Raw genomic sequence first — 21,738 nt, 5'->3', positions numbered from 1 at the left:
GAAGTTTGCTTCTTAAACCTTATGGTTTTGAATTTTGAAGCCTGTTGCAAGAGAGTTCGATAATAGCAGTTCAAAGGATAAAATGGTTTGAGCCGCGAAACGCAAAGGGGCATGGGCAGTCTTAAATAGGTGTTGGGACATAACTAAGATGAGTGATGCCCATGGAGGCCTTCAAGTGTGAACGATGCGGGGCACCCCTTGAGGTGACCCCGGAAACGATTGTTGCCGTCTGTCCGTACTGCGGTTTCCCTAACCACCTGACCGGGAACCTCAGGACGGAGGACATGTTCCTGGTTCCTTCGCTCAACAAGAACCAAATCGCGGAAGCGTTCTGGCGCATGGTCGAGAAGGACTTCGACCTCAAGCGGATTAAGGACTCGATTCAGGTTGTCGGTGTTGAGGGCCACTACGCGCCGTACTGGGTCGGTGACGTTTACGTTAGCGGCGAAGTGGACTACACCGTCCGAGAGGAGGAGTGCGAAACCTACACTGACAGCCAGGGGAACACGGAAACGCGGTGCCACACCGTTGAGAGGCACTACCACGACGTCGTGAGCGAGACCCTGCACCTCATAGGGCCGGCCAGGAGGCAGGTGGCGAGCTTCGGCGTTGACGACATCATAAAGCACTACTCCAAGACGAAGCCGGAAGAAAAGCGCCTGCTCGACCTCGATGAGGGGCAGTGGGAGAAGCTCAAGCTGGAGATACTCAACACGGAGATGGACGAGGAGCAGGCAAAGCTCATGATGCGCGAAGATGCGATAGACGTCATTAGAAACCGCTACTCCGCCAAGGCAGATAGAATAGACCGCTTTGACGTGAAGGCGGAGGAACCGAGCAAGGTGCGCCTCGTTCTTCTGCCGATGTGGACGGTTTATTACAAGTTCGAGAACTCGATATACCACTCGGTTTTCGCGGGCTGGGACGGGAAGAGGGTTGCCTCGACGGAACCCATGTCAACCCTCCGGCGGGCGGAGTACATGGGTGGCGTCGCTCTCGGGATTCTGATAGGGGCCATAGGCGGGGCCTACGGTGCCGCGGCGAGCGCCTACGCGCTGACGGGGATAGCGATAGGGCTCGGCTCGGTTCTGAGCGGGTACTTCGGCTTCAAAGTCCTCGAGGGCCAGCGCGTTGAGAGGGGTGGTTGAAATGGAGGTTACCTGTCCCACGTGCTCCGCGACCTTTAAGGTTCCCGACACGGTTGAGGTCGCCACCTGCCCCTACTGCGGGACGACCTTCCACGTCCACACGAAGGAAACCGGTGAGCACTTCTTCTTCCCGCCGATGAAGAAGGACGCCGGTGGCGTTCTGCTGAAGTTCCTCTCAAGGCAGTACGGCGCTCCGGCTGATATAACTGGGGCGAAGATAACCAAGAAAGAACTTCACTGGGTTCCGGTTTACTTCTTCTACCTGCACGGAAGGAGCAGGCTCTGGCCGACCGTTGAGGAAGTTCAGTTCATGGGAATTCCAGCGGGTTCGCCCTTCAAGACCCTCCTTGAGGGCTACCCGTTCCCGATTAGGGGCAAGGTCTTCTTCAGCGAGGACGTCGTCAAGAAGGGCCACTACTACGAGCCGGAGGTTCCGAAGGAGAAGGCCGAAGAGCTCGCGAGGGTTGCGCTGATAAACGCCCTAATTGGAGAGGCGAGGCAGGAAGACAAGAGCGTCAGCGAAGACGAGCTCGAACTCGAAGTAAGATACCTCGGTCTCGTCCACTACCCGCTCTGGGAGCTCCGCTATGAGTATGCCGGAAAGGAATACTGGGGCTACGTTGACGGAACCGATGGAAGGGTTATCTCGGCAGAATACCCCCTTGAAAGCGGTGCCAGAAAGAAAGCCAGTGCGATGGCGATGGGCGTAATCGGGGCCGGGGCGGTTCTCGGGTTCATAGCGTCGGCAATCTTCGGAACGCCCTTCGGCCTGCTGGGCGGCCTAATCCCCGGGGCGGTCGGCGCGTGGGGGATAGGCTCTAAAGGCGCCGTGAAGAAGAGAATCGTGAGCGGTGTAATAAAGGGTCGCTCCGGAAACCTCTACTTCCAGCCGATTTGAGGTGATAAGATGGGGAAGGAAACCTCGATTGTGGAGAAGCTTGAACTTATCGTGCCCGGATTCCACGGCTACAAGAAGAAGGAACTCCTCAGGGAAGACGACAGGCTGATTAGGGGAAAGGTGGCTGACCTTTTAGCCCAGGCAAAGAGAGAACTTGAGAGGGCCCTGCAGAGGTGCGCCATGGTGAACTGTCAGCAATTGATGGGCATTGAAAACCTGAGGAAGAAGCTCATGATGCTCGAGAGCAGGGTTCTCCACGCCGAGGCCGGCTACCGCGGCTACTTCGACAGGGTCAAGTTCAAGGAGAAGGAACTCGAAAGGCTCATCGAGTACGACGCCAAGATGATTGAGCTCGCTGAGGAGATACTTAACGAGGCAAAGAACCTGAACGCCCAGGTGGCGAACCCTCAGGCCCTTGGCATGGCGGTGCTCAACCTTGACGACAAGCTCGTGAACTTTGAAGAGGTTCTTAACCAGAGGATGAGCTTCGCGGTGGGTGAGTGAAATGGTGGAAGTAATCGAATGGGTCAACCCAGGTGAGGACGAGATAATCTGGAGGTACCCGAACGAGGTCATAAAGTGGGGTGCCCAGCTGATAGTCCACGAGTACGAAGTGGCAGTTTTCATGCGCGACGGCAAAATCTACGACGTCCTCGGGCCCGGAAGGCACACGCTGACGACGCAGAATTTGCCACTCCTATACAAGCTCGTCGGCGGGAGCAACAGCCCCTTCAAGGCAACGATAATCTTCGTCAGCATGAAGCAGTTCCAGGGGCGCTACGGTGGCGAAACGCAGACTAAGGAGCTGGCACCTGTCAAGTACTACGGCGTCTACTGGTTCAAGGTCGCGGACCCGGTTCTCTTCATCACGGAAGTTGTTGGTGGCCAGAGCCTGTACGACGCGAGCGACGTTACCAAGTTCATCAGGGCTTACTTCAACGAGGGCATGATGAAGCACCTCTCTGCCTACTCGATAGTTGACCTCTTCCAGAACCTTGACATGGTCAGCACTCAGGTGAAGATAAAGCTCATGGAGGACTTCCGCAGGTTGGGCCTCGAGCTGGTCGATGTGAAGATTGAAGGTGTTAACACCACGGACGAATGGCGCCAGAGGCTCTTCTGGCTCATGCAGACGGGCAACGCTCAAGCTGTAATGCAGATGGACACGGTGAAGCAGGTCGCGGCAGAGCTCGGCAAGAGCCCAGGGGCTGGAATGGGAACCGGAATGGTGCTCGTTCCCCAGCTCTTCCAGCAACCGGCCCAGCCGGCTCAGCCCGTCCAGCAGGCCCCGGCACAGCCCTACGCCGGTGCACCCGCTCCCCAGCAACCACAGCAAGCAGCCCCTGCCCAGCCAGCGCAACAGGAGATATGCCCCTATTGTGGCAAACCGATTCCACCAGGGGCGCGCTTCTGCCCATACTGCGGGCATGAAATCAAGCGCTGTCCCAACGGCCACATAGTTCCAGAGGGGGCGAAGTTCTGCCCGGTCTGCGGTGCGAAGATTGAGTGAGTTTTATTTTTCATCCTTTATCTTGGGGGTTTAACGGTCTTCTCAATGTTCTCCTTTTCAATCTTCAGCAGGTTTCATGACGTTAGAACCTATATTCTATTGGTCTCTCAGGACGACTCCTCCTGCTAATGGTTTTAAATTAAAATTTTAAAATAAATAATGAAACGAATAAGAGGGGTGTGCGTTATGGGTGATATAACATACTCGGGGTTTGAGTTAATAAATGATTCTGATTGGGGGAGTATCTCCCGGGTTAAGTACTATGGAAAATTAGTAGACGCAAGCCTCTTCTTAGTATCCTCTAAGGAGGGGCTTCATGAAGTCATTCCAGGAACCCGAGATGAAGTTACCCACGCTCTCCTTAGGTATAAACTTAAGATTGAAGGGTCCCCTTATGCAGACGGAGCATACATAATACAATGTAATTAGGGCAAAAATTCTTTGGAAAGATGGAAGAGCCGTAGGATATTATTCTGAATTCACACACTTAGAATTTCCCACATTAGCAGAGATATACGTAGCTCCAGAATACAGAGGGCATGGTTACGGCATAGAGATGTTAAAAGATTTCGTGAACTCTCACAGAGGCGAACCCATAGCGTTTTACCACATACACAAAAAATGTATGAGAGACCTTCTAACAAAAGTGGGTCTCGTCAAACGAAGCAGTGAGGGGTATATTATGGACAGCATAATACAACTATTACACTGGCAAAGAGACCCTCTGCCCTTTTGGGAAAGCGATAAATATGATTAGATTTCGACTTTTTCAGGGGAATTTGGATTTTGAGTTTTGTTCACTCCCTAATTTGACAGGGACTTCGAAAAGCTCGACGTCAGAATTCTGAAGGAATGAGAGCCAGAGAAAAAGATTAAACCCCAAACTTATCCCCTATGTAGGCCCTTATCAGCTCCTTCGTCGCGAGGAGCCCCTTGACGTGCGTCCTCTCCATTCCGTGGCTCGCGTGAACACCGGGCCCGATGAGCGCAACCCTGAAGTCCCAGCCGGCCCTCAATGCCGCAGAACCGTCGGAGCCGTAGTAGGGGAAGACGTCAACGACGTGCGGTATGTCGTTCTTCTCTGCCAGCTCGATGAGTTTTGTCGTCATCTCGTAGTCGTAGGGCCCGCTCGAATCCTTCGCCGCTATTGAAACGGCCGTTTCTTTGCCGTAAACGCCTTCGCCGACAACTCCCATGTCAACGACGAGCAACTCTTTGGTCGTTGATGGGTAGCCTGCAGAACCGCCGTGGCCGACCTCCTCGTAGGGCGAGAAGAAGAACGCCACGGGGAGCTTTTCAAGCTCGTCCGCCAGCTCAAGGAGCAGGTCAATCATCACCGCGACGCTCGCCTTGTCGTCGAGGAAGTGAGCTTTGACGAAGCCGTTCACGTACTCGAACTTCGGGTCGAAGGCTATGAAGTCGCCTGGCCTTATGCCGAGCTTCTCGGTGTCCTCCTTCTTCTCGACCTCTGCATCGAGGCGAATGTACATGTTCTCCTCCTTGCGCTCCTTCTTTCCGGCATCTCTGTTAACATGGACACTTGGGTTCTTGAGGAGGAGCGTTCCGCGGTAGCGCTTCCCTGAGCGGGTTATTATAGTGCAGTATTCACCCTCGAACGTCGGGAGGAGAAGTCCGCCGATTTTCGTAAAGCTCAGATGCCCGTCAGGAAGGATTCCCTTCACCATCGCGCCAAGCGTGTCCACGTGGCCCGCTATGACGAGTTCGGGCTCCGGGTGGTTGTAGGCCAAAAGCGCTCCCTTGTTGGTGTATCTCGTCTTTATGCCGGCCTCATCCAGTTTCTTCTCGATGTGTGCCAGAACCTCCTTAGTGTATCCAGTTGGAGACGGAATCTCCAGAATCTCCCTCAGAATCTCAACTACGCGCTCCATCGAAATCACCGTTGAGAAATCACTCGAAGGGTTAAAAAGGACATCGCCCGAAATGAATCCCAGAGAAGTTGGCGTGAAAGCATGAGAAATCTGGTAGCGGGGGGAGGATTTGAACCTCCGACCTCCGGGTTATGAGCCCGGCGGGCACTCCTAGCTGCCCCACCCCGCTGCTCGACCCGTTAGTTACTCATCCTGAGAGACTTTATAAATCTTTCGGAGCGGGCTTTATATTCTTCAAGGCCGTTCTCAGTTCGGTGGTGTTATGTACCTGACGAAGGAAGAGGAGCTGATTTTGGCCGGCGAGTACGGCTACGCCCTCCAGAAGGCGATGGAAATCCTCGTTGCGCTCGGTGACATCTACGGGGCGGAACGGTTGATTCCCATAAAGAGCGCCCAGATAGCAGGGGTTTCCTACAAAAACCTCGGCGAGGCCGGCATTGAGTTCCTGAGGGACTTCGTGGATGCTGGAGCGAAGGTCAGCGTCTACACGACCCTCAACCCGGCGGGAATAGGCGACGACGAGTTCATGGAGAAGCAGAGGGAAGTTTTGGAGCTCTACCGCGCGATGGGGATAGAGGTCACCTCGACCTGCACCCCATACTACGGGGCGAACCTTCCGAAGTTCGGCGACCACTTGGCTTGGAGCGAGAGCTCGGCGGTCTCCTTCGCAAACTCGATAATAGGTGCCAGAACCAACCGCGAGGGCGGACCGTCAAGCCTGGCATCAGCCATAGTCGGCAAAACGCCGGAGTACGGACTCCACCTCGACGAGAACAGGAAGGCGACCGTGAAGGTGAAGGTAGAAGCTAAAGTCAAAACGTTCGTTGACTACTCAGCCCTCGGCTACCACCTCGGAAAGACCCTCGGAAACGACGTGCCCTACATAACCGGCCTGAAACCGGAGAGCCTGGACTACCTCAAGGAGCTCGGCGCCTCGATGGCGGCGACGGGCTCGATAGCGCTCTACCACGTCGAAGGCGAAACGCCCGAATACAGAAACGCGATTTCTGACGGGATAGAGACGATAACGGTTGAAGACGCCGACCTGAAGGCCGTCAGGGAGAGCTTCTCCGACGATTGGAGTGAGATAGACATGATTCTCATCGGCTGTCCTCACGCTTCCCTCATGGAAATCAAGGAGGTAGCCGAACTTCTGAGAATGCGCGGAAGGCCCCTAAAGATACCGCTCTTCATAACCGCGAGCAGGGCCGTTAAGGCTTTATCTGACTCGCTCGGCTACACCGAAACGATAGAGCGCTACAACGGGCGGATTATAGCGGACTCGTGCTTCGTCGTATCGCCGATTAAGGGCTGGTATAACGGCATTGCCACCAACAGCGGGAAGAGCGCATTCTACTTCCGCTCATTCGGCTTTAGCGTAAGGCTCGACGACGCCGAGAGGCTCATAAAGGAGGCACCGTGAGGTGGTAGAATGAAGCTGAAGGGAAGGAAGGTCGTCGGCGGGAAGGCCGAGGGCGAGCTGATAGTCTCGCAGAAGCCACTTTCATTCCTCGGTGGGGTTGACCCCGAGACTGGAATCGTCACCGACGCGGAGAGCGACATAAGGGGTCAGAGCATAGCGGGCAAAATCCTCGCTTTCCCGCGCGGGAAGGGCTCAACCGTCGGCTCCTACGTAATCTACGCCCTCAAGAAGAACGGAAAGGCGCCGAAGGCGATAATCGTCGGTGAGGCCGAGACGATAGTGGCGACGGGCGCGATAATAGCCGGTATTCCAATGGTTCAGGGGATAGACGTTTCAAAGCTGAGGAGCGGAATGAAAGTTAAGGTTGACGCCGACTCGGGTGAGGTTGAGGTCGAGGAAGGTTGAGCCGTTTTTTCATTCTTGAAATCAAAGGATTTAGAGCGTCAGCAAAAAGAGCTCCCTCGGCACAAACCACACATCTCCTTTCTTTTTCAACGGTCCGTTGTGAACCACGACGCCGCAGGTTAATCCAGTCTTCTTCATGGTCTTGAGGACCTGACGGACGCCCTTCTTCCCCCAGCCGACCTCGACCACGACTCCTTCGCCATGTCCCTTCAAGATGAAGTCCGCACCGCCCCTCTGGGCATCGTAGTGAAGTCCCAACTTCTTCTCCCTGGCAAGCAGATGGAGATAGAGCGCAACCGCGTCCTCAAGGAGCATACCGAGCGTTTTTGAATCCCTCTCAAAGAGTCCGAACTCGTAAAGCACCGCGCTCCTAAGCATAGGTGCCAAGAACTTGTATTTTGGGGTCTTTCGGGCGACTTTGCCCAAAGAGCCGTAGGCCCTCACCGGAAAGATGACTTCGAGGTCTTCAAGCTTCTCAATCATCTTTTCCACAGTCGCCTTGGCGAGCCCCAGAGTCGAGCTCAGGTCATCGTAGGCCAAGCTTTCACCGGAAGCAAGAAGGAGTAGCAGGCCAAGGGCCTTTTCCCGTGTCGTCTCGGAAAGACCTTCGCGCATTAAATCAACCTCGACAATCTTCCTTAGTATCTCATAAGCATCCTCAAGCGGGTTTGGCGAAGCGAGGTAAAGGGGGAGCGAGCCTTGAACGAGATAATCCTCAACGTCTTTTTCAGTGAACTTCAGGAGTACCCCTCCAAGCTTCTCTTCAATTCCTGAGAAATCACAGCTGAGGACTGCTCTCTTTAAAGCTGCACTGAGTTCCTCGGGGATTTGTATTCTCTTCTTTAAAAGTAGGTATTCTGTGAAGGTTAAAGGCGGCACCCTGAGCTTTCTGGCCCTCCTCATCAGGTCGGGGTCGAGCTTAAGGGGAAGTGAAGAGGAGCCAGTGACCACAATCATGAGGTTACTCGCGGAGTCGTGAAGGTCTTTCACCGTAATCCCGAAGTTCTCGTCATAGTGAGCTTCGTCGATGAATAGGAAGGTTGGCTGACTCAACTCCTCGATTCTCTCACCGAGAAGACGCTCGTAAGCACGGACAAAGTCATTCAGACTTATCCCCAACGGACGAAGCTTGTCGAGGGAGACGTAGACAAGTCTCTCCCTTGGAATCTGAGGGAGAAGCTTGAAGTAGGTTTGAGCGAGCATGGTGGTCTTTCCGACACCGCGAAGACCGTAAAGAACCAGAAGCCTGTTCTCCCGGGTTTTAAGGAACATCTCAACTTCCCCTTTAAGCTTCGCGAGGGGTTTCCTTTCGGGTCTTTTTTCTCCAGTTGAAGTGAACGCGTACTTCCTAAGCCTTGCCTCGGCCGTGTCAATGGTTCTTCTCACAATGCTTTCCACGAGTCCTTCTTCCAAGACTCTCACCAAGTGTAGTTCATCATGATAGGATAAAAAGCTATCGTTTTGTATCATCAAAACAGAATATAATGGAACAAGCTGAAACTTTCATGAAGAAATCCATTGGAGAGTGCATACCTATTAACTGGACGCCCTGAAAAGGACTAACTTTTTAACCCTCCCCCCAATTTTAATCAGGAGGTAAAAGATGCCGAGGGGAATCTACGAGTGCCTTAACTGTGGCTACCGCGAGGAGAGGGATTCCACCGAGCCCCTTCTTGAGCGCTCGTGCCCCCGTTGCGGAGGGGACATGATTCTCGTGGGCTACGCGAGGGAAGATGCCGAAAGACCACGTAGCCCATCGCTGGAATCCGTCCCCACCCCCGAGATTCACGTTGCCGAGACTCCGGACCTTCCGCCGGAGGTTGAGGCCAAACTCAGGACGTTTTACAACCTCCGGTTTGCTGGCTTCGACGGGAGGGTCTTCGTTTTCGAGGTTGAGGACATCCTTGAGCCAAACTTCGAGAAGGTTCTAAGTGAGATGGAGAGGCTCGGTTACTGGTGCGCCCTGAAGAAACGCGATGGCAAAGTCCTCCTGTTTGTGTTTCCCGCGGGGGAGGTCAAGCCAGACAACAAGTGGCTACCCTGGGTTTTCCTGCTCGCGACCATAGCGACGACCCTATTCGCAGGCTACATGCTGGCCCTTAACTACATCTCTGCCCTCGATTATTACGGACTTCCCGGGATGAAGGACCCCTACCTTATAGCACTCTCCTTCTCGGTAAGCGTCATGGCAATTCTCGGAACCCACGAACTTGGCCACAAGATAGCCGCTGCCTACCATGGCGTCCGTGCAACGATGCCATACTTCATACCATTCCCGTTTAGTTTGATAGGAACCCTTGGCGCTGTGATAAGGGTTAAGTCTCCCCTGCCAACGAGGGACGCGGCAATAGACCTTGGCGTTAGCGGGCCGATAGCGGGCTTCTTGGTGGCCATCCCAGTCACGGCCATAGGTCTGAAGCTCTCGATTGTGGTTCCCCCTAGTATGGTGCCCCAGACGGAAGGAGGGGTTTACTTCGGTACGAACCTGCTCTTCGAGCTCCTAACCAGGGCAGTGCTTGGAATCCCTGACAACTACGTGATATTCCTTCATCCCATTGCGATGGCCGGCTGGGTCGGACTGCTCGTCACGTTCCTCAACCTGATTCCGGTTGCCCAGCTCGACGGGGGACACGTGCTGAGGGCGTTCATCAGCGAAAGGACACACAGGATAGTGACTTACGTCACGGCCTTCGTTCTCATCGGGATGAGCTACCTCTGGAGTGGCTGGTTCATCTGGGGACTGCTCGTTCTCCTCATTGGCTCCGCTGGGAATCCCGGCGCCCTCGACGAAGTATCGCCAATATCCAAGAAGAGGATAGCCCTTGCGATACTGGCGGCTATCCTATTCATCCTCACCGCAACACCGAGGCCGATTTGGACTACTTAGATTTGCCCGCCTCTTTGAGTATCTGCTCGATGTCGTAGTATATGCTGTCCCTGGAAACCCCGAAGACCCTCGCGAGCTCTGAGATGTTGAGAACCTTTGGGTTGTAGTTGAAGGCCTCCAGAACCATCGCTATCAGTTTTCGTCTCTCTTTGAGGGTGTACTCTCCAATGGGCTTCTTCTGTTCGAAAACGTTGTAAACCACTACCCCCACTGCATAGGTTCTCCTCGTTACAGGTGTGGTGTAGGTTTTCACTTCAAAATCAACTATCTTGGCGCGGTCTGGGATTATCGCATTGAGCTTCTCGAGTGTTTTGTTGATGGCATCCTCCTTGTTTTTGCCGGAAGAAAAATCTGCCCGAACAACCTTGTGGGCGGTGAGGGATTTGTCAACTGCCAGCACGACGCCAAGGTTCATGAAGGCTCCAAAGCTCAACAATATCTTTGCAGAATTTACAAAGCCTGGGAGGTCACGTAGGATATTTTCTGACTTTTTGTTGATTTCTTCAACGCAATCTTCAATGCTCGATGATTCGCAGTGAAAGCTCACCAACATGAATGCACACCTCTTGGAGTCCTTGCAATATTGGGTATGCCTCTCCTCAGTATTGGGTAGAAAGATATATAAGCCTTTTTAGTCGAGTTTAGGTTGAAGTAAACCTTTGGAGGTGATTTGCCATGATGAGGAAGGCCCAGGGTGCAATTGAGTACCTCTTCATGATTGCCGCGGCGCTGGTAATTATACTGATAGTTGTTAAGCAGTTGCAGAACAAGGGAGACACAGCAAAGAATGTAGCCCAAAGTGCAGGTGGTAATGCTAGCCAGATACTCAACAATATGAGTGTAAATGGAACTAAGTGAATATTATGAGATATTCTCTTGGTTTACATCTATTATTTTCTCTTTAAAGTTTAGCATTAAAAATTTACATTAAACTTAAAAGGGGAAGTCTATGAATCGAAGGGCCCAGGGTGCAATTGAGTACCTCTTCATGATTGCTTTATCGTTAGTAGTATTAGTGTTTATCCTAAAAAAATTTTTAGACCCAAGAGTAGGAACGGTAAAGAAAATAGGCAATATCTCCAACGGCACAAGCCAGAATATTAATTCAAGTTTAAATGAGTTTTTGAATAAAACTAAAAAGTGATTAACATAAAAATTATCCGGTGATTTACATGCCTATCTTCAGCTTCGGCTCCAAAAAGAAGAAAGTTAAGGAGATGCTTGAATCGGGACAGTTCGAGCTCCTTGTTCAGGATGCCATTAAGGACAAAAAGGTCATGAGCGCGATAGTTGAACTTCTTGACGACGAAAACCCCGGAATAGTGGGCGATGCTCTCTTAGCCCTGACCCAGGTATTGGAAACCGACAGGAGCGTTCTCTCAAAGTACCTCGATGAGAGCAACTTCAAGAAACTGATGTCCCTAATCCACCACAGGAATCCCTACATCAGGGAAAACGCCATGGTGCTCGCCTACGACATCATCAGAACCTATCCTGAACTGGCCCGAAAGTACCGCTCCTGGATAGTTGAGGAGATAAAGCGGGGCCTTCGCGAGGGCAAAAGGGACGAGAAGGGCTTTCTGCTGGTCGTCATAGGAGAACTCGGGCTCAGCGAGCTCAAACCCCTCGTGGAGGAACTCACCGGCGTGGAAGACAAGGTAGTTCTCCCCTTCGAGGGCAAAAAGTGGGTTCCCCTTGGACAGATAGCCAGGGAGACCCTAGAAAAACTCTGAGGTGTTACCATGCCGGATTTTATCCTCCTTCTGGTTCTCCTTTTCCTTCTCGCAATCGTTGGGTGGGCAATCCTAGCCCTTACCATAGCGATTCTCAAGTGGCTCGCGGTGAACGCGATTACCGGCCTCATTATAATCGGCGTCCTGAACTTCCTTGGCGTTACTCACGTCCCAATAAACTGGCTGACACTGCTAATCCTGGCCATTGGAGGAGTCATCGGCGCGTTTATACTCATAATCCTATCCCTCTTCTAGGCCAACTTTTATAAGTGGCCCCTTTTAACCGGGAACGGGAAGAGAAGGGGTGATGCTCATGTCTCACAAGTCAGCGGAAATGTACGAGCTCAAGAAGAAGGTTGAAGAACTCAAGAGCTATCGAGGTCGAGCGACCGAACTCGTCAGTCTTTACATTCCGGCCGGCTACGACATCAACAAGGTCATGCAACAGCTCCGCGAGGAGTACGGAACGGCCCAGAACATCAAGAGCAAGTCAACTCGAAAGAACGTTTTAGGAGCCCTCGAAAGGGCGATGCAGCACCTCAAGCTCTACCGCAAGACTCCGGAGAACGGCCTTGCCCTGTTCGTCGGTAACGTCAGCGAGCAGGAGGGAGTCAGCGACATAAGACTCTGGGCCATCGTTCCGCCCGAGCCCCTCAAGGTCCGCCTCTACCGCTGTGACCAGACCTTCGTTACCGAACCGCTTGAGGAGATGCTCCGCGTTAAAGATGCGTACGGCCTCATAACCGTCGAGAAGAACGAGGCAACGATAGGCCTCCTCAGGGGCAAGAGGATTGAGGTTATAGACGAGCTCACCTCGAACGTTCCAGGAAAGACGAGGGCCGGTGGTCAGTCGGCGAGGCGTTACGAGAGGATTCGCGAGCAGGAAACGCACGAGTTCATGAAGCGCATCGGCGAGCACGCCAACAAGGCCTTCCTCCCGCTCCTTGAGAAGGGCGAGCTGAGGGGAATCATCATCGGCGGTCCCGGGCCGACCAAGGAGGAGTTCGTTGAGGGTGATTACCTCCACCACGAGCTGAGGAAGAAGATTATCGGCGTCGTCGACATAAGCTACCACGGCGAGTACGGCCTAAGGGAGCTCGTTGAGAAGGCCAGCGATATACTCAGAGACCATGAGGCGGTCAAGGAGAGGAAACTTATCCAGGACTTCTTCAGGCACCTCGTCAAGGACACGGGGATGATAACCTACGGTGAGAAGGAAGTCCGCCAGGCCCTTGAGCTCGGCGCCGTTGACACGCTCCTCATCAGCGAGGGCTATGACAAGGTTCGCGTCAAGGCCAAGTGCAACAACTGCGGCTGGAGCGAGGAGAAGACGATGAGCGAGCAGGAGTTCCACGTCTACAAGAAGAAGCTGACCCACTGTCCAAAGTGTGGCAGTCAGAACATAACCTTCGAGAAGTGGGACGTCGCGGAGGAGCTCATCAAGATGGCGGAGGAAGCCGGCTCGAACGTGGAGATAATCTCCCTCGACACCGAGGAGGGCCAGCAGTTCTACAAGGCCTTTGGAGGCCTCGGCGCGTTCCTGAGGTACAAGATTCACTGAGCTACTTGCGGGCTTCTTTTTTACACCTTCATTATATATTGCTGTTGTTTGCCTCAGCAACATTTAAGTATCGGTACCGATACTTAGTATCGGGGGCGATACCTATGTTGTTTGACCCGAGGCCGAAGAGCAGGAGGGAGGAAATTTTCGACAGGGAGAAGGAGCTGAACTCTCTGCTTAAGGGAATGGAAGAGTACCCGATAACGGTTCTCATCGGAATCCGGAGGGTGGGGAAGAGTTCCCTCCTGAGGGTGACTCTTAATGAATTTGACGGTCTCGGCCTTTACCTCGACGCAAGGAGACTCTATGCATCCGGTGGAGGGATGATAAGCCCCGCCGTTCTTGTGGACGAGATTAGAAAGATACTCCTCGGGAAGGGCAGGTTTGGCTTTCTGAGCGGGATAAAGCTTGAGAGCGTTAATTTGGCCGGGATAAAAATCAAACCAAAGGAGACTACCATAATAGACATCTTCGAACTTTTAAACGGCCTCGGTGAAAAGTTTGGGAGGGTCGTTTTGGCTTTCGACGAGGCCCAGTACCTTCGATTCTACGGGCCGAGGGGTGGAAAAGACCTTTTGGCGGGAATGGCCTACGCTTACGACTCCCTGCCGAACCTTGGCTTCGTGTTCACAGGCTCGGAGGTCGGCCTCCTCCATGATTTCATAGGCATCGACGATTACTCAAGTCCACTATTCGGCAGGGTTTATGAGGAGGTTGAAGTTAAGCCATTCCCGAGGGAACTCTCGGAGGCTTTCCTGCGGGAAGGATTTGAAGAAGTCGGCTTGAAAGTTCCGGAGGGGGAGATAAAGAGAGCTGTTGATGAGCTCGACGGCATTCCGGGCTGGCTCGTGGAGTTTGGGTTTAACTACTGGAAGAGCGGAAGTTTCGAGAGGGCCATGGAGAGAACTGTCGAGAGGGCCCGGGCAATGATACGGGAAGAGCTCCTTGAACTCGAAAAGCGCTCTCCAAGGTACTCCCTAATCCTCAGGGCGATAGCAATGGGCCTCTCACGCTGGAGGGAGGTTAAGGACTACGTGGAAGCAAAAAGCGGACCTATAACGAACGCGAGACTATCTGCGCTCCTGAAGAACCTTGAGAAAATGGGCTGGGTGAGGAAAGAAAACGGGGAGTACAGGATAATAGACCCCCTCGTGGAAAAAATATTGAAAGGCTAGTCACATCTTCTCCGGCGCCTCTATGCCAAGCAACTCCAGCCCGTTCCTGAGCACTTGCTTGACCGCCAGAACGAGGAGCAGGCGCTCCTCTTTTACGCCTTCCTCGGCCTTGAGCACCGGGTGGTCCATGTAGAACTTGTTGAAGAGTGAAGCCAGCTCGTTGAGGTAAGCCGGAATCAGGTGAGGCTTGATATCCCTACCTGCGCTCTCTATTACCTCCGGGAACTTGGCGAGGAGCTTGATGAGCTCCTTTTCGCGGAGGGTCAGCTTTGAGAAGTCAGCCTTTTCAAGCAGAGCTTTCCAGTCGGTCTCGACTCCGCTCTCCCCGGCCTTCCTCAGGATTGATGCACAGCGGGCGTGGGCGTACTGTATGTACGGCGCGCTCTCCCCCTCGAAGTTGAGCACGTCATCCCAGCGGAAGGTTATGACCTTGTCAGGACTGTACTTGACGAGGTTGAAGCGAACCGCGCCGACTCCAACGGCTTCGGCTATCCTATCCTTCTCCTCCTCGCTCAGGTTCGGGTTCTTCCCCTCAACCAGTTCCCTCGCCCTCTGAACGGCCTCGTTGAGGACCTCGTCAACGGTGAAGCCGACCCAGGTTCCCTTTCTGCCCGAGAACTTACCTTCCGGCCTCACAACGTGCTCGTAAGCTAAGTGGTGGAAGTTCTCCGCGCTTTCCTCAAAGCCGAGGAGCTGGAGGGCGTACTTAATCGCCATCTGGGGGTGCCTCTGCTCCGCTCCGATGACGTTTATGACTATATCCCCCCTGCCGAACCTGCCGGGCATCTCCTCTCCGTCCGGAGCCGTCGTCCAGGTCTCGTGGTTCTCAATCTCGTCCCAGAGCTTGTAGAGCATGTCCGCCTTCACCTTGCCGAACTTCCAGAGGTGATAGGCTATGTCCTTGCCTGTGTAGGTTGCCGTTCCGTCGCTCCTCTTGAGGACGAGGAAGGGGTTCTTCATGTCAGGGAAGAGCTTCCGGAGGTCCATTACAAACGCTCCCTTGTACTTGCCATCCTTCCCCCAGAAGAAGTTCTCGTTGGCCTCGATGAGTTCGTAGGCCTCCTCGAAGATTCCGCTCCGCATTATGTCGCTCTCCCAGCTGAGCAGGTCGTAGGCGATGCCCATACGGTAGGTCGTGAGCATCTGAGCTTTAACGACGCGCTCGGCAAGCTTCCTGCCGATTTCGGCTATCTCATTGTTTCCTTCCTCAAGTTTCTTCATGAGCTCGCGAACCTCCTTATCCACCTCTGGGTTCTCCTCGATGCGTTTGTTGACCTCCACGTAGAGCAGGCCCATGACGTGGTCTATGAAGTCCTCCTTCAGGCCCTTCTCCCTTAACTCGGCCTCAATCCTCTCGAACTCCTCTTTCAGGTTAAGATAGCCCCAGAGGACCTGCGCGAACTGCACTCCAAGGTCGTCGATGTAGTTCTGAACCTCAACCTTGTAGCCGAGCTTTCTCATTATTCTCGCCATCGTGTCGCCCAAAACCGCGTTCCTCGCGTGCCCCATGTGGAGCGGTTTGGTTGGATTGACCGAGGTGTGCTCGACGATGACCTTTTTGCCCCTCCCAATTTCGCTCTCACCGTAGGCGCTTCCCTTCTCAAGGATTTCCCTAACCAGCTCGCGCCCAAGGTAGGAGTAGTCAACGTAGAAGTTGATGTAGCCGTTAACCGCCTTTACCTCGACTATGCCCTCGGGCCTCTCGATGCGCTCGACAAGCTCTTCCGCTATGAGCTTCGGGGCCTTCCTGAAAACCCTAGCGAGCTGAAACGCTATGGCCGTTCCGAAGTCGCCGAGCTCGAGGCTTGGCGTATCGTCGAAGGTTATCTCGCCGTCCCACTCCTTTCCGGCCTCGGTGAGCATCTCGTCGAGTGCCTTCTTCAGAGAAAGCCTCGCCCTCTCCTGTATCTCCTTATAGACCATCTTCACCACCGCTCCCACTTTAACCCAACCTTTAAAAAGTTCTCCCGCGAGCTTACAACGGGGATGGGTATGAAGCACCACGTCGGTGAGCACAAGGCCAAGAAGGGCCTCATAAGGATTGAGTTCGACGAGAGGGACGGCATAGCTGAGCACGTCAGGATTACGGGAGACTTCTTCATGCACCCTGAGGAGGCAGTCCACGACCTTGAGAGGAAGCTTGAAGGGCATAAAATCGAGGAGCTCGAAAGCCTGATTGACGAGTTCTTCGCGATGCGCCTTGACGTGGAGATGCCCTACGTGAACGTCGAGGACTTCAAGATTGCCCTCAAGAAAGCCCTCGAAGGGTGAAGGGCGTGAACGTTAAGAGGACTTTCTCCCTGCTCCTCGGGACGTTTGGAATTGGAATAGTCCTCGGCGTTGCCTACGCCTACCTTCAGACCGAGAAAGCCGGGGAGTACGTGCTCAAACTCGCGAACGAGCTCGGCGGACTCTCACCGAACCCCTTCGATAACTTCGTTAGGATATTCACCCACAACGCCGGCGTTGCCCTCCTCGTCCTCGTTTCGGGGCTGTTCTTCGGGCTCGGCCCCTGGGTCATGATGCTCTTCAACGGTCTGGTTGTTGGAATCGTTGCAGGGTTTTTCGTGAAGATAGGCGTCCCGGCGAGCAAAATCGTCCTCGGACTCGTCCCACACGGCCTCGTTGAAATCCCGGCCTTCGTCTTGGCTGGAACCGCGGGAATCCTCTGGTACAGGAGCATACGCGAGGCCGAAGAACCGGCAGGGGGCTTCAAAGAGGGAATGAAAAAGGCGTTGAAGCTCTACGCGGTAACGGTTGGGATGCTCTTAGTTGCGGCCCTCATCGAGGCTTACGTAACCCCGAAGGTTGCCGGCCTCTGAGACCTCGAAGGTCCCGTTCTCCTCGTATGTTTCTATTTCCCTCAGTATCGCGTCCATTGGGTTCTCAAGGCCCGCGACAACGCTCCTTATGTAGTTCCTGTAACTCCCGTTGGCCTCTATCATCCTTTCCGCGACCTCGGCAACCTCCGCCGGGTCAGTTGAGTGGAACTTGACACCGAGCTCGACGAGCCACCTCGTGACCGCGAGGAGCCTTCCGGGGTAGGTCGAGATTGTCGGTGTTCCGAGGGCTATCGCCTCCCTGTTCATAGTCCCACCGGCCCCTATCATGAGCCTCGCGTAGTAGAGGAGGCTTAAACTGTCAACGGGCTTCTCGGGCATTATCACGTTGTCAAAGCGCTCAAAACGCCTCCTCTGCTCCTCCGTCCTCGGGAAGAGCACGATGGGCATCTCGGGTAGGAGGGGGATAACGTCTTCGAGGACGCTCCTCTCTGGCCCGTTGAAGTAGTTGGCCTTGACCGGCTCGGTGCGCATCACTATGTAGCCGTTCCTCCTGAGGCCGAGCTCCCTGAGAACCTTTCTGTCGGGCCTGAAGCCGTAGAGATGCGCCAGTTCCGAGAAGCCGTTTACGGGCTTCATGCCGTTGGGGTCGGCGCCGCACTTGAGGAGCTCGTAGGCGTCTATCGCCTTCGGGAAGAGGAGGAGCTTCGTGAAGGGGAGTATGAGCTTGTTTTGGGCTATGGCGGTCTCGTTATCAACGAAGCCTATGCTCGGAATCCCGAGGCCGAAGGCAACGCGCGGTGCCTCGACCGAGTGTTTGTAAACCGCCAAATCAGGCTTTTCCTCGATTATCAGCCGGCTGAGCTTGTAAACCCTCTCGGCGCTCGCGATGAGCTTGCCCTCAAGGGTGGAACCCCCGTGCTTTCCGACCACGTAGTAGTCGAAACCGAACATGTCGAGAATTCCGGTAAGACCGTCGAACTCCCTCGTCGTGATTAGAACCTCGTGGCCAGTCTTCTCCAGTTCCCTGATGAGGCCCTTGAAAAAGTGAACGTGAGGCGCGTTCGTGATGTCAATCCACACCTTCATTCTACCACCCGCCGATGAGTGAACGGCTTTGTCCAATATAAGGCTTTCCAAAAAACGGTTGCAGAAGCGTTTTTTCGGACGTTTCAGATGGCTCCTTTCAATGAAAAACGCTTTCTAACGCTTTCCTTCCATGATGTAGGTTTTCGCCGGGCCACTACTACCGGGCTAAGTGAACAAGAGTGTCCAGGCGAAGGAAGTTCTTGATAGGCGCACCAAAACGGTTCCAACGCTTTCAAAATCGTTACCTCAAAAAGGCTTTTATCCGGCCGTTCCAACCCGCTCCGGTGGAAGTGATGGACGGGATAAGGGAGATAGCGGTCATAGGCCTCGGCTACATAGGCCTCCCAACGGCGATAATGTTCGCGAACGCCGGTTTCAATGTCACCGGTTATGAAATAAGGGAAGAAGTAGTCGAGAAGATAAACTCGGGGAAAGCCCACATCGTCGAGCCCGAGATAGACGAGCTGCTCAGAAAGGCCGTTGAAAGCGGCAACCTCAGGGCAACCTCAGACCCAGAGGAGATACGGGGGAAGGATGCGTACATAATCTGTGTTCAAACCCCCCTGAGGGAGGACAAAACGCCGGACCTGAGCTACCTTGAGAGCGCCGTTAAAACCGTTGCAAAGGCCATGAAAAGGGGCTCGCTGGTGGTCATAGAGAGCACCGTTCCGCCCCTCACGACAGTTAAGATGGCGAAGCTCATCGAGGAGCTGACGGGCTTCAAGGCGGGAAAGGACTTCTACATGGTCCACGCGCCGGAGAGGGTAATGCCGGGCAGGATTTTTAAGGAGCTCGTCTACAACTCCCGCATCTTCGGCGGGATAACGCCCGAGAGCGCCGAGATGGCCGAAAGGCTCTACCGCTCCTTCGTCAAGGGGCAGACGTTCAAGACGAACTCGACCGTCAGTGAGGTCGTCAAGCTGATGGAGAACACCTTCAGGGATGTGAACATAGCTTTGGCGAACGAGTTCGCCTTTCTCGCTCACCAGTACGGGATAGACGTCTTCGAGGCAATAGAGCTTGCCAACACGCACCCGCGCGTTAGAATCCACACCCCCGGGATAGGGGTCGGCGGCCACTGCCTCCCGAAGGACCCGCACCTCCTCCTCTGGCCAGCCAAAGAGGACTTCGGGCTCATAAAGCTCGCGAGGGAGATAAACGACTCTATGCCCCTCTTTACGAAGGATTTGCTCTTCTCGGCGCTTAAGGAGCTGAACGTTCCGCCCGAGGACGCCACCATAGCGGTCCTCGGACTGGCATACAAGGGCGACAGCGACGACACGAGGAACTCGCCGGCGCTGGCCTTCATCGAAGAGATAGAGGGGGACGTGAAGGCCGTTAAAACCTACGACCCCTTCGTCCCGGGCACGAGCGGGAGCGTCGAGGAAGCGGTTGAAAACGCGGACGCCGTCGTTATTGCCACCGACCACACGGCGTTCAAGTCCCTCGACTGGGAAAAACTCGGAAAGCTCATGCGGACGAGAATTCTCATAGACGGCAGGCACGTGGTCGAGAACCCGCCGAGGGGCTTCCTCTTCAAGGGCATCGGGAGGGGTGAGTTTTGAAGCCCGCTTTCGTCTTTGGAACGAGGCCGGAGATAATAAAGCTCGCGCCGGTCATAAGGGCGTTCCTTGAGAGGGACGTAGAGCCCCTTCTAATCCACACAGGTCAGCACTACGACTACGAGATGAGCAGCGTCTTCCTTGAGGAGCTTGAGCTTCCGAGGATAGACTACCACCTCGAAGTCGGCTCTGGAACACAGGCGGAGCAGACCGGAAAGGCGATGATAAAAATAGAGAGGGTTTTGATGGACGAGAGGCCAGATGTTACGCTCGTTCAGGGCGACACCAACACGGTTCTGGCTGGAGCTCTGGCCAGCGTCAAGCTGAAGATTCCGGTAGCTCACGTCGAGGCCGGCTTGAGAAGCTTTGACAGAACGATGCCAGAGGAGATAAACAGGATTCTTGCAGACCACGCGAGCGAGGTTCTCTTTCCGCCGACTGAGGAGGCTAAGAAAAACCTCGAACGCGAGGGGATAACCGAGAACGTCTACGTCGTCGGCAACACGATTGTTGATGCGGTTTTGCAGAACGCCGAGGTGGCTGAGAAGAAGAGCGACGTCCTTGAGAGGTTTAACCTTAAACCAAAGGAATACGTCCTCATAACGGCCCACCGGGCGGAGAACACCGACAGCCGGGAGAACCTTGAGAAGCTCGTCCAAATCCTTGAAAGCCTGCCGATGAGAGCTATATACCCAATGCACCCGCGCACGAGGAAGAGGCTGGAGGAGTTTGGACTGCTGGAGAGAGTGGAGGCGATTGAGAACCTCACGGTCACAAAGCCCCTCGGCTACCTCGACTTCCTCGGGCTCGAGAAGAACGCCTTTGCAATAATGACCGATTCAGGGGGAATACAGGAGGAGGCTATAATCCTCGGCGTACCCTGCCTGACCCTCCGATACAACACAGAGAGGCCGGAGACTGTGGAGGCCGGCGGAAACATACTCGTCGGCCTTGAAAAGGACCGCGCCCTCGGTTACCTTAGACGGCTGATGGAAGACGAAGAGTTCTACGAGAAGATGGCGAACGCTCCGAACCCCTTCGGCGACGGAAGGGCCGGGGAAAGGATAGCAAAAATCCTACTGGAACTCCACGAAAGGGGAGAGCTGAGGGTTAGGAGCTCAAGGTTTATCTGAGGGCCTCAAAATTTTTCCTGTTTTCTCGGAGATGATTTTTGCCAGCTCGAGATACGGGTCGAACTTTGAAAGGTACCCTGCCCTCATCGTGACCGTGAGATGAGCCCTCGCGGCGGGCTCGGCCGGAACTTTCTGCCCGTTGACGTGCCTGAGAATCACTTCCCTGACGCTGACATTCTTGTAGTATTCAATTGTTACGTTAGCACGGTACGTCACCGAAAGAAAGCCCGCAAATTCGCCCCAGAATGGTACTGACACGATAAGGACGTTTCCGGTGACGTTGGAAGCGTTCCAGTCAACAAAAATTGGAGTTAGTCCCAGCGGACGGAGAGACCAGTTCAGGTAGACGGGAAGGTATAGGTACGTGTTGCCCCCTCCATCAAAGTAAACGTACACGGTTCCGTTTCCGGGTTCCAGCGAGGGGTTTACCTCCGAACTCCACCAGCAGGAGGTGCTGTGGGACACGAGCTGGTGAACAGAGAGTGCAACAAGAAGTAAGAGGAGGAACACGGTCGCACCGGTTCGCATGGATTCCACCCCAAAAC

Annotated in this window: 25 protein-coding genes and 1 tRNA gene; 19 read left to right on the top strand and 7 right to left on the bottom strand. The window is 54.2% G+C overall.

The window, feature by feature from the left end:
- Window positions 1–155 precede the first annotated feature (155 nt).
- From BD01_RS02090 to BD01_RS11460, 6 genes are all read left to right on the top strand, one after another.
- Window positions 156–1,148, top strand: coding sequence for a hypothetical protein (locus tag BD01_RS02090; RefSeq protein WP_342665198.1), 993 nt, complete (start codon window positions 156–158; stop codon window positions 1,146–1,148).
- A 1-nt stretch (window position 1,149) separates the two neighbouring features.
- Window positions 1,150–2,046, top strand: coding sequence for a zinc ribbon domain-containing protein (locus BD01_RS02085; RefSeq protein WP_042689426.1), 897 nt, complete (start codon window positions 1,150–1,152; stop codon window positions 2,044–2,046).
- Between the two features lie 9 nt (window positions 2,047–2,055).
- On the top strand, window positions 2,056–2,550 hold the full coding sequence (locus BD01_RS02080) for a hypothetical protein (protein WP_042689424.1): 495 nt from the start codon (window positions 2,056–2,058) through the stop codon (window positions 2,548–2,550).
- 1 nt (window position 2,551) lies between these two features.
- Entirely contained in the window at window positions 2,552–3,556 is a 1,005-nt protein-coding gene (locus tag BD01_RS02075; protein WP_042689422.1) for an SPFH domain-containing protein, read from the top strand.
- 186 nt (window positions 3,557–3,742) lie between these two features.
- Window positions 3,743–3,985 carry a hypothetical protein gene (locus BD01_RS02070; protein WP_042689421.1) on the top strand — a complete coding sequence of 81 codons (243 nt, stop codon included), beginning with the start codon at window positions 3,743–3,745 and terminating at the stop codon, window positions 3,983–3,985.
- The gene (locus tag BD01_RS11460; RefSeq protein ID WP_394296086.1) at window positions 3,981–4,313 is read left to right on the top strand and encodes a GNAT family N-acetyltransferase; all 333 of its coding nucleotides are present in this window, start codon (window positions 3,981–3,983) and stop codon (window positions 4,311–4,313) included. The genes BD01_RS02070 and BD01_RS11460 overlap by 5 nt, the downstream gene beginning before the upstream one ends.
- A gap of 115 nt (window positions 4,314–4,428) precedes the next feature.
- Here the strand turns inward: BD01_RS11460 and BD01_RS02065 are convergent, their stop codons facing one another.
- Entirely contained in the window at window positions 4,429–5,445 is a 1,017-nt protein-coding gene (locus BD01_RS02065; protein ID WP_042689419.1) for a M42 family metallopeptidase, read from the bottom strand.
- A gap of 91 nt (window positions 5,446–5,536) precedes the next feature.
- A tRNA-Met gene (locus tag BD01_RS02060) sits at window positions 5,537–5,614 on the bottom strand.
- 93 nt (window positions 5,615–5,707) lie between these two features.
- Between BD01_RS02060 and BD01_RS02055 the strand changes: the two genes are divergently transcribed.
- Window positions 5,708–6,868: an aconitase X catalytic domain-containing protein gene (locus BD01_RS02055; RefSeq protein ID WP_042689418.1), complete on the top strand. Its 1,161-nt coding sequence runs from the start codon at window positions 5,708–5,710 to the stop codon at window positions 6,866–6,868.
- A 9-nt stretch (window positions 6,869–6,877) separates the two neighbouring features.
- The gene (locus BD01_RS02050; protein WP_042689415.1) at window positions 6,878–7,273 is read left to right on the top strand and encodes a DUF126 domain-containing protein; all 396 of its coding nucleotides are present in this window, start codon (window positions 6,878–6,880) and stop codon (window positions 7,271–7,273) included.
- A 30-nt stretch (window positions 7,274–7,303) separates the two neighbouring features.
- Here BD01_RS02050 and BD01_RS02045 read toward each other — a convergent pair whose 3' ends face one another.
- Window positions 7,304–8,695, bottom strand: coding sequence for an ATP-binding protein (locus BD01_RS02045; RefSeq protein ID WP_245599263.1), 1,392 nt, complete (start codon window positions 8,693–8,695; stop codon window positions 7,304–7,306).
- A 181-nt stretch (window positions 8,696–8,876) separates the two neighbouring features.
- On the opposite strand from BD01_RS02045, the gene BD01_RS02040 reads away from it, so the two are divergent.
- Window positions 8,877–10,160: a site-2 protease family protein gene (locus BD01_RS02040; protein WP_042689410.1), complete on the top strand. Its 1,284-nt coding sequence runs from the start codon at window positions 8,877–8,879 to the stop codon at window positions 10,158–10,160.
- Here the strand turns inward: BD01_RS02040 and BD01_RS02035 are convergent.
- Entirely contained in the window at window positions 10,153–10,713 is a 561-nt protein-coding gene (locus BD01_RS02035; RefSeq protein ID WP_042689408.1) for a hypothetical protein, read from the bottom strand. The two genes, BD01_RS02040 and BD01_RS02035, sit on opposite strands and share 8 nt — an antisense overlap.
- A gap of 122 nt (window positions 10,714–10,835) precedes the next feature.
- Between BD01_RS02035 and BD01_RS02030 the strand changes: the two genes are divergently transcribed.
- The 6 genes from BD01_RS02030 (at window position 10,836) to BD01_RS02005 (ending at window position 14,629) form a co-directional block, all read left to right on the top strand.
- A complete protein-coding gene (locus tag BD01_RS02030; RefSeq protein ID WP_042689407.1) occupies window positions 10,836–11,018 on the top strand; it encodes a class III signal peptide-containing protein in 183 nt (60 codons plus the stop codon).
- A 91-nt stretch (window positions 11,019–11,109) separates the two neighbouring features.
- The gene (locus BD01_RS02025; RefSeq protein WP_042689405.1) at window positions 11,110–11,304 is read left to right on the top strand and encodes a class III signal peptide-containing protein; all 195 of its coding nucleotides are present in this window, start codon (window positions 11,110–11,112) and stop codon (window positions 11,302–11,304) included.
- 28 nt (window positions 11,305–11,332) lie between these two features.
- The gene (locus tag BD01_RS02020) at window positions 11,333–11,893 is read left to right on the top strand and encodes a hypothetical protein (protein WP_042689404.1); all 561 of its coding nucleotides are present in this window, start codon (window positions 11,333–11,335) and stop codon (window positions 11,891–11,893) included.
- A 9-nt stretch (window positions 11,894–11,902) separates the two neighbouring features.
- Entirely contained in the window at window positions 11,903–12,148 is a 246-nt protein-coding gene (locus tag BD01_RS02015; RefSeq protein ID WP_042689402.1) for a pro-sigmaK processing inhibitor BofA family protein, read from the top strand.
- A 58-nt stretch (window positions 12,149–12,206) separates the two neighbouring features.
- On the top strand, window positions 12,207–13,454 hold the full coding sequence (gene prf1 / locus BD01_RS02010; RefSeq protein WP_042689401.1) for a peptide chain release factor aRF-1: 1,248 nt from the start codon (window positions 12,207–12,209) through the stop codon (window positions 13,452–13,454).
- A gap of 104 nt (window positions 13,455–13,558) precedes the next feature.
- Entirely contained in the window at window positions 13,559–14,629 is a 1,071-nt protein-coding gene (locus BD01_RS02005; RefSeq protein ID WP_042689398.1) for an AAA family ATPase, read from the top strand.
- Here BD01_RS02005 and BD01_RS02000 read toward each other — a convergent pair whose 3' ends face one another.
- The gene (locus tag BD01_RS02000; RefSeq protein ID WP_042689397.1) at window positions 14,630–16,552 is read right to left on the bottom strand and encodes an arginine--tRNA ligase; all 1,923 of its coding nucleotides are present in this window, start codon (window positions 16,550–16,552) and stop codon (window positions 14,630–14,632) included.
- A gap of 69 nt (window positions 16,553–16,621) precedes the next feature.
- Here BD01_RS02000 and BD01_RS01995 point away from each other — a divergent pair, with 69 nt between their 5' ends.
- Complete coding sequence (locus BD01_RS01995) at window positions 16,622–16,900, top strand: lipoate protein ligase C-terminal domain-containing protein (protein ID WP_042689396.1); 279 nt, start codon at window positions 16,622–16,624, stop codon at window positions 16,898–16,900.
- 5 nt (window positions 16,901–16,905) lie between these two features.
- Window positions 16,906–17,451: a stage II sporulation protein M gene (locus tag BD01_RS01990; RefSeq protein WP_042689394.1), complete on the top strand. Its 546-nt coding sequence runs from the start codon at window positions 16,906–16,908 to the stop codon at window positions 17,449–17,451.
- Here the strand turns inward: BD01_RS01990 and BD01_RS01985 are convergent.
- Window positions 17,398–18,498: a DUF354 domain-containing protein gene (locus BD01_RS01985; protein ID WP_042689391.1), complete on the bottom strand. Its 1,101-nt coding sequence runs from the start codon at window positions 18,496–18,498 to the stop codon at window positions 17,398–17,400. The two genes, BD01_RS01990 and BD01_RS01985, sit on opposite strands and share 54 nt — an antisense overlap.
- Window positions 18,499–18,791: 293 nt before the next feature.
- Between BD01_RS01985 and BD01_RS01980 the strand changes: the two genes are divergently transcribed.
- Together BD01_RS01980 and wecB are read left to right on the top strand one after the other, a co-directional pair.
- Window positions 18,792–20,063 (top strand): UDP-N-acetyl-D-mannosamine dehydrogenase, encoded by a 1,272-nt coding sequence (locus BD01_RS01980; protein ID WP_042689390.1) that lies wholly within the window; start codon window positions 18,792–18,794, stop codon window positions 20,061–20,063.
- On the top strand, window positions 20,060–21,193 hold the full coding sequence (gene wecB, locus BD01_RS01975) for a non-hydrolyzing UDP-N-acetylglucosamine 2-epimerase (protein WP_042689388.1): 1,134 nt from the start codon (window positions 20,060–20,062) through the stop codon (window positions 21,191–21,193). The genes BD01_RS01980 and wecB overlap by 4 nt, the downstream gene beginning before the upstream one ends.
- Here the strand turns inward: wecB and BD01_RS01970 are convergent.
- Complete coding sequence (locus tag BD01_RS01970) at window positions 21,179–21,721, bottom strand: hypothetical protein (RefSeq protein ID WP_042689386.1); 543 nt, start codon at window positions 21,719–21,721, stop codon at window positions 21,179–21,181. The genes wecB and BD01_RS01970 overlap by 15 nt on opposite strands.
- Window positions 21,722–21,738 lie beyond the last annotated feature (17 nt).

The sequence above is a fragment of the Thermococcus nautili genome, assembly GCF_000585495.1.
Lineage (GTDB): Archaea > Methanobacteriota_B > Thermococci > Thermococcales > Thermococcaceae > Thermococcus > Thermococcus nautili.
Note: the sequence above shows the minus strand (reverse complement) of the source record. Positions and strands in the feature narration are given on the sequence as shown.

Excerpts from the sequence above, each read along its gene's own strand:
- BD01_RS02090 (WP_342665198.1), top strand. The coding sequence starts at position 156 with ATGCCCATGGAGGCCTTCAAGTGTGAACGATGCGGGGCACCCCTTGAG.
- BD01_RS02085 (WP_042689426.1), top strand. The coding sequence starts at position 1,150 with ATGGAGGTTACCTGTCCCACGTGCTCCGCGACCTTTAAGGTTCCCGAC.
- BD01_RS02080 (WP_042689424.1), top strand. The coding sequence starts at position 2,056 with ATGGGGAAGGAAACCTCGATTGTGGAGAAGCTTGAACTTATCGTGCCC.
- BD01_RS02075 (WP_042689422.1), top strand. The coding sequence starts at position 2,552 with ATGGTGGAAGTAATCGAATGGGTCAACCCAGGTGAGGACGAGATAATC.
- BD01_RS02070 (WP_042689421.1), top strand. The coding sequence starts at position 3,743 with ATGGGTGATATAACATACTCGGGGTTTGAGTTAATAAATGATTCTGAT.
- BD01_RS02065 (WP_042689419.1), bottom strand. The coding sequence starts at position 5,445 with ATGGAGCGCGTAGTTGAGATTCTGAGGGAGATTCTGGAGATTCCGTCT.
- BD01_RS02055 (WP_042689418.1), top strand. The coding sequence starts at position 5,708 with ATGTACCTGACGAAGGAAGAGGAGCTGATTTTGGCCGGCGAGTACGGC.
- BD01_RS02050 (WP_042689415.1), top strand. The coding sequence starts at position 6,878 with ATGAAGCTGAAGGGAAGGAAGGTCGTCGGCGGGAAGGCCGAGGGCGAG.
- BD01_RS02040 (WP_042689410.1), top strand. The coding sequence starts at position 8,877 with ATGCCGAGGGGAATCTACGAGTGCCTTAACTGTGGCTACCGCGAGGAG.
- BD01_RS02035 (WP_042689408.1), bottom strand. The coding sequence starts at position 10,713 with ATGTTGGTGAGCTTTCACTGCGAATCATCGAGCATTGAAGATTGCGTT.
- BD01_RS02030 (WP_042689407.1), top strand. The coding sequence starts at position 10,836 with ATGATGAGGAAGGCCCAGGGTGCAATTGAGTACCTCTTCATGATTGCC.
- BD01_RS02025 (WP_042689405.1), top strand. The coding sequence starts at position 11,110 with ATGAATCGAAGGGCCCAGGGTGCAATTGAGTACCTCTTCATGATTGCT.
- BD01_RS02020 (WP_042689404.1), top strand. The coding sequence starts at position 11,333 with ATGCCTATCTTCAGCTTCGGCTCCAAAAAGAAGAAAGTTAAGGAGATG.
- BD01_RS02015 (WP_042689402.1), top strand. The coding sequence starts at position 11,903 with ATGCCGGATTTTATCCTCCTTCTGGTTCTCCTTTTCCTTCTCGCAATC.
- prf1 (WP_042689401.1), top strand. The coding sequence starts at position 12,207 with ATGTCTCACAAGTCAGCGGAAATGTACGAGCTCAAGAAGAAGGTTGAA.
- BD01_RS02005 (WP_042689398.1), top strand. The coding sequence starts at position 13,559 with ATGTTGTTTGACCCGAGGCCGAAGAGCAGGAGGGAGGAAATTTTCGAC.
- BD01_RS02000 (WP_042689397.1), bottom strand. The coding sequence starts at position 16,552 with ATGGTCTATAAGGAGATACAGGAGAGGGCGAGGCTTTCTCTGAAGAAG.
- BD01_RS01995 (WP_042689396.1), top strand. The coding sequence starts at position 16,622 with ATGAAGCACCACGTCGGTGAGCACAAGGCCAAGAAGGGCCTCATAAGG.
- BD01_RS01985 (WP_042689391.1), bottom strand. The coding sequence starts at position 18,498 with ATGAAGGTGTGGATTGACATCACGAACGCGCCTCACGTTCACTTTTTC.
- BD01_RS01980 (WP_042689390.1), top strand. The coding sequence starts at position 18,792 with ATGGACGGGATAAGGGAGATAGCGGTCATAGGCCTCGGCTACATAGGC.
- BD01_RS01970 (WP_042689386.1), bottom strand. The coding sequence starts at position 21,721 with ATGCGAACCGGTGCGACCGTGTTCCTCCTCTTACTTCTTGTTGCACTC.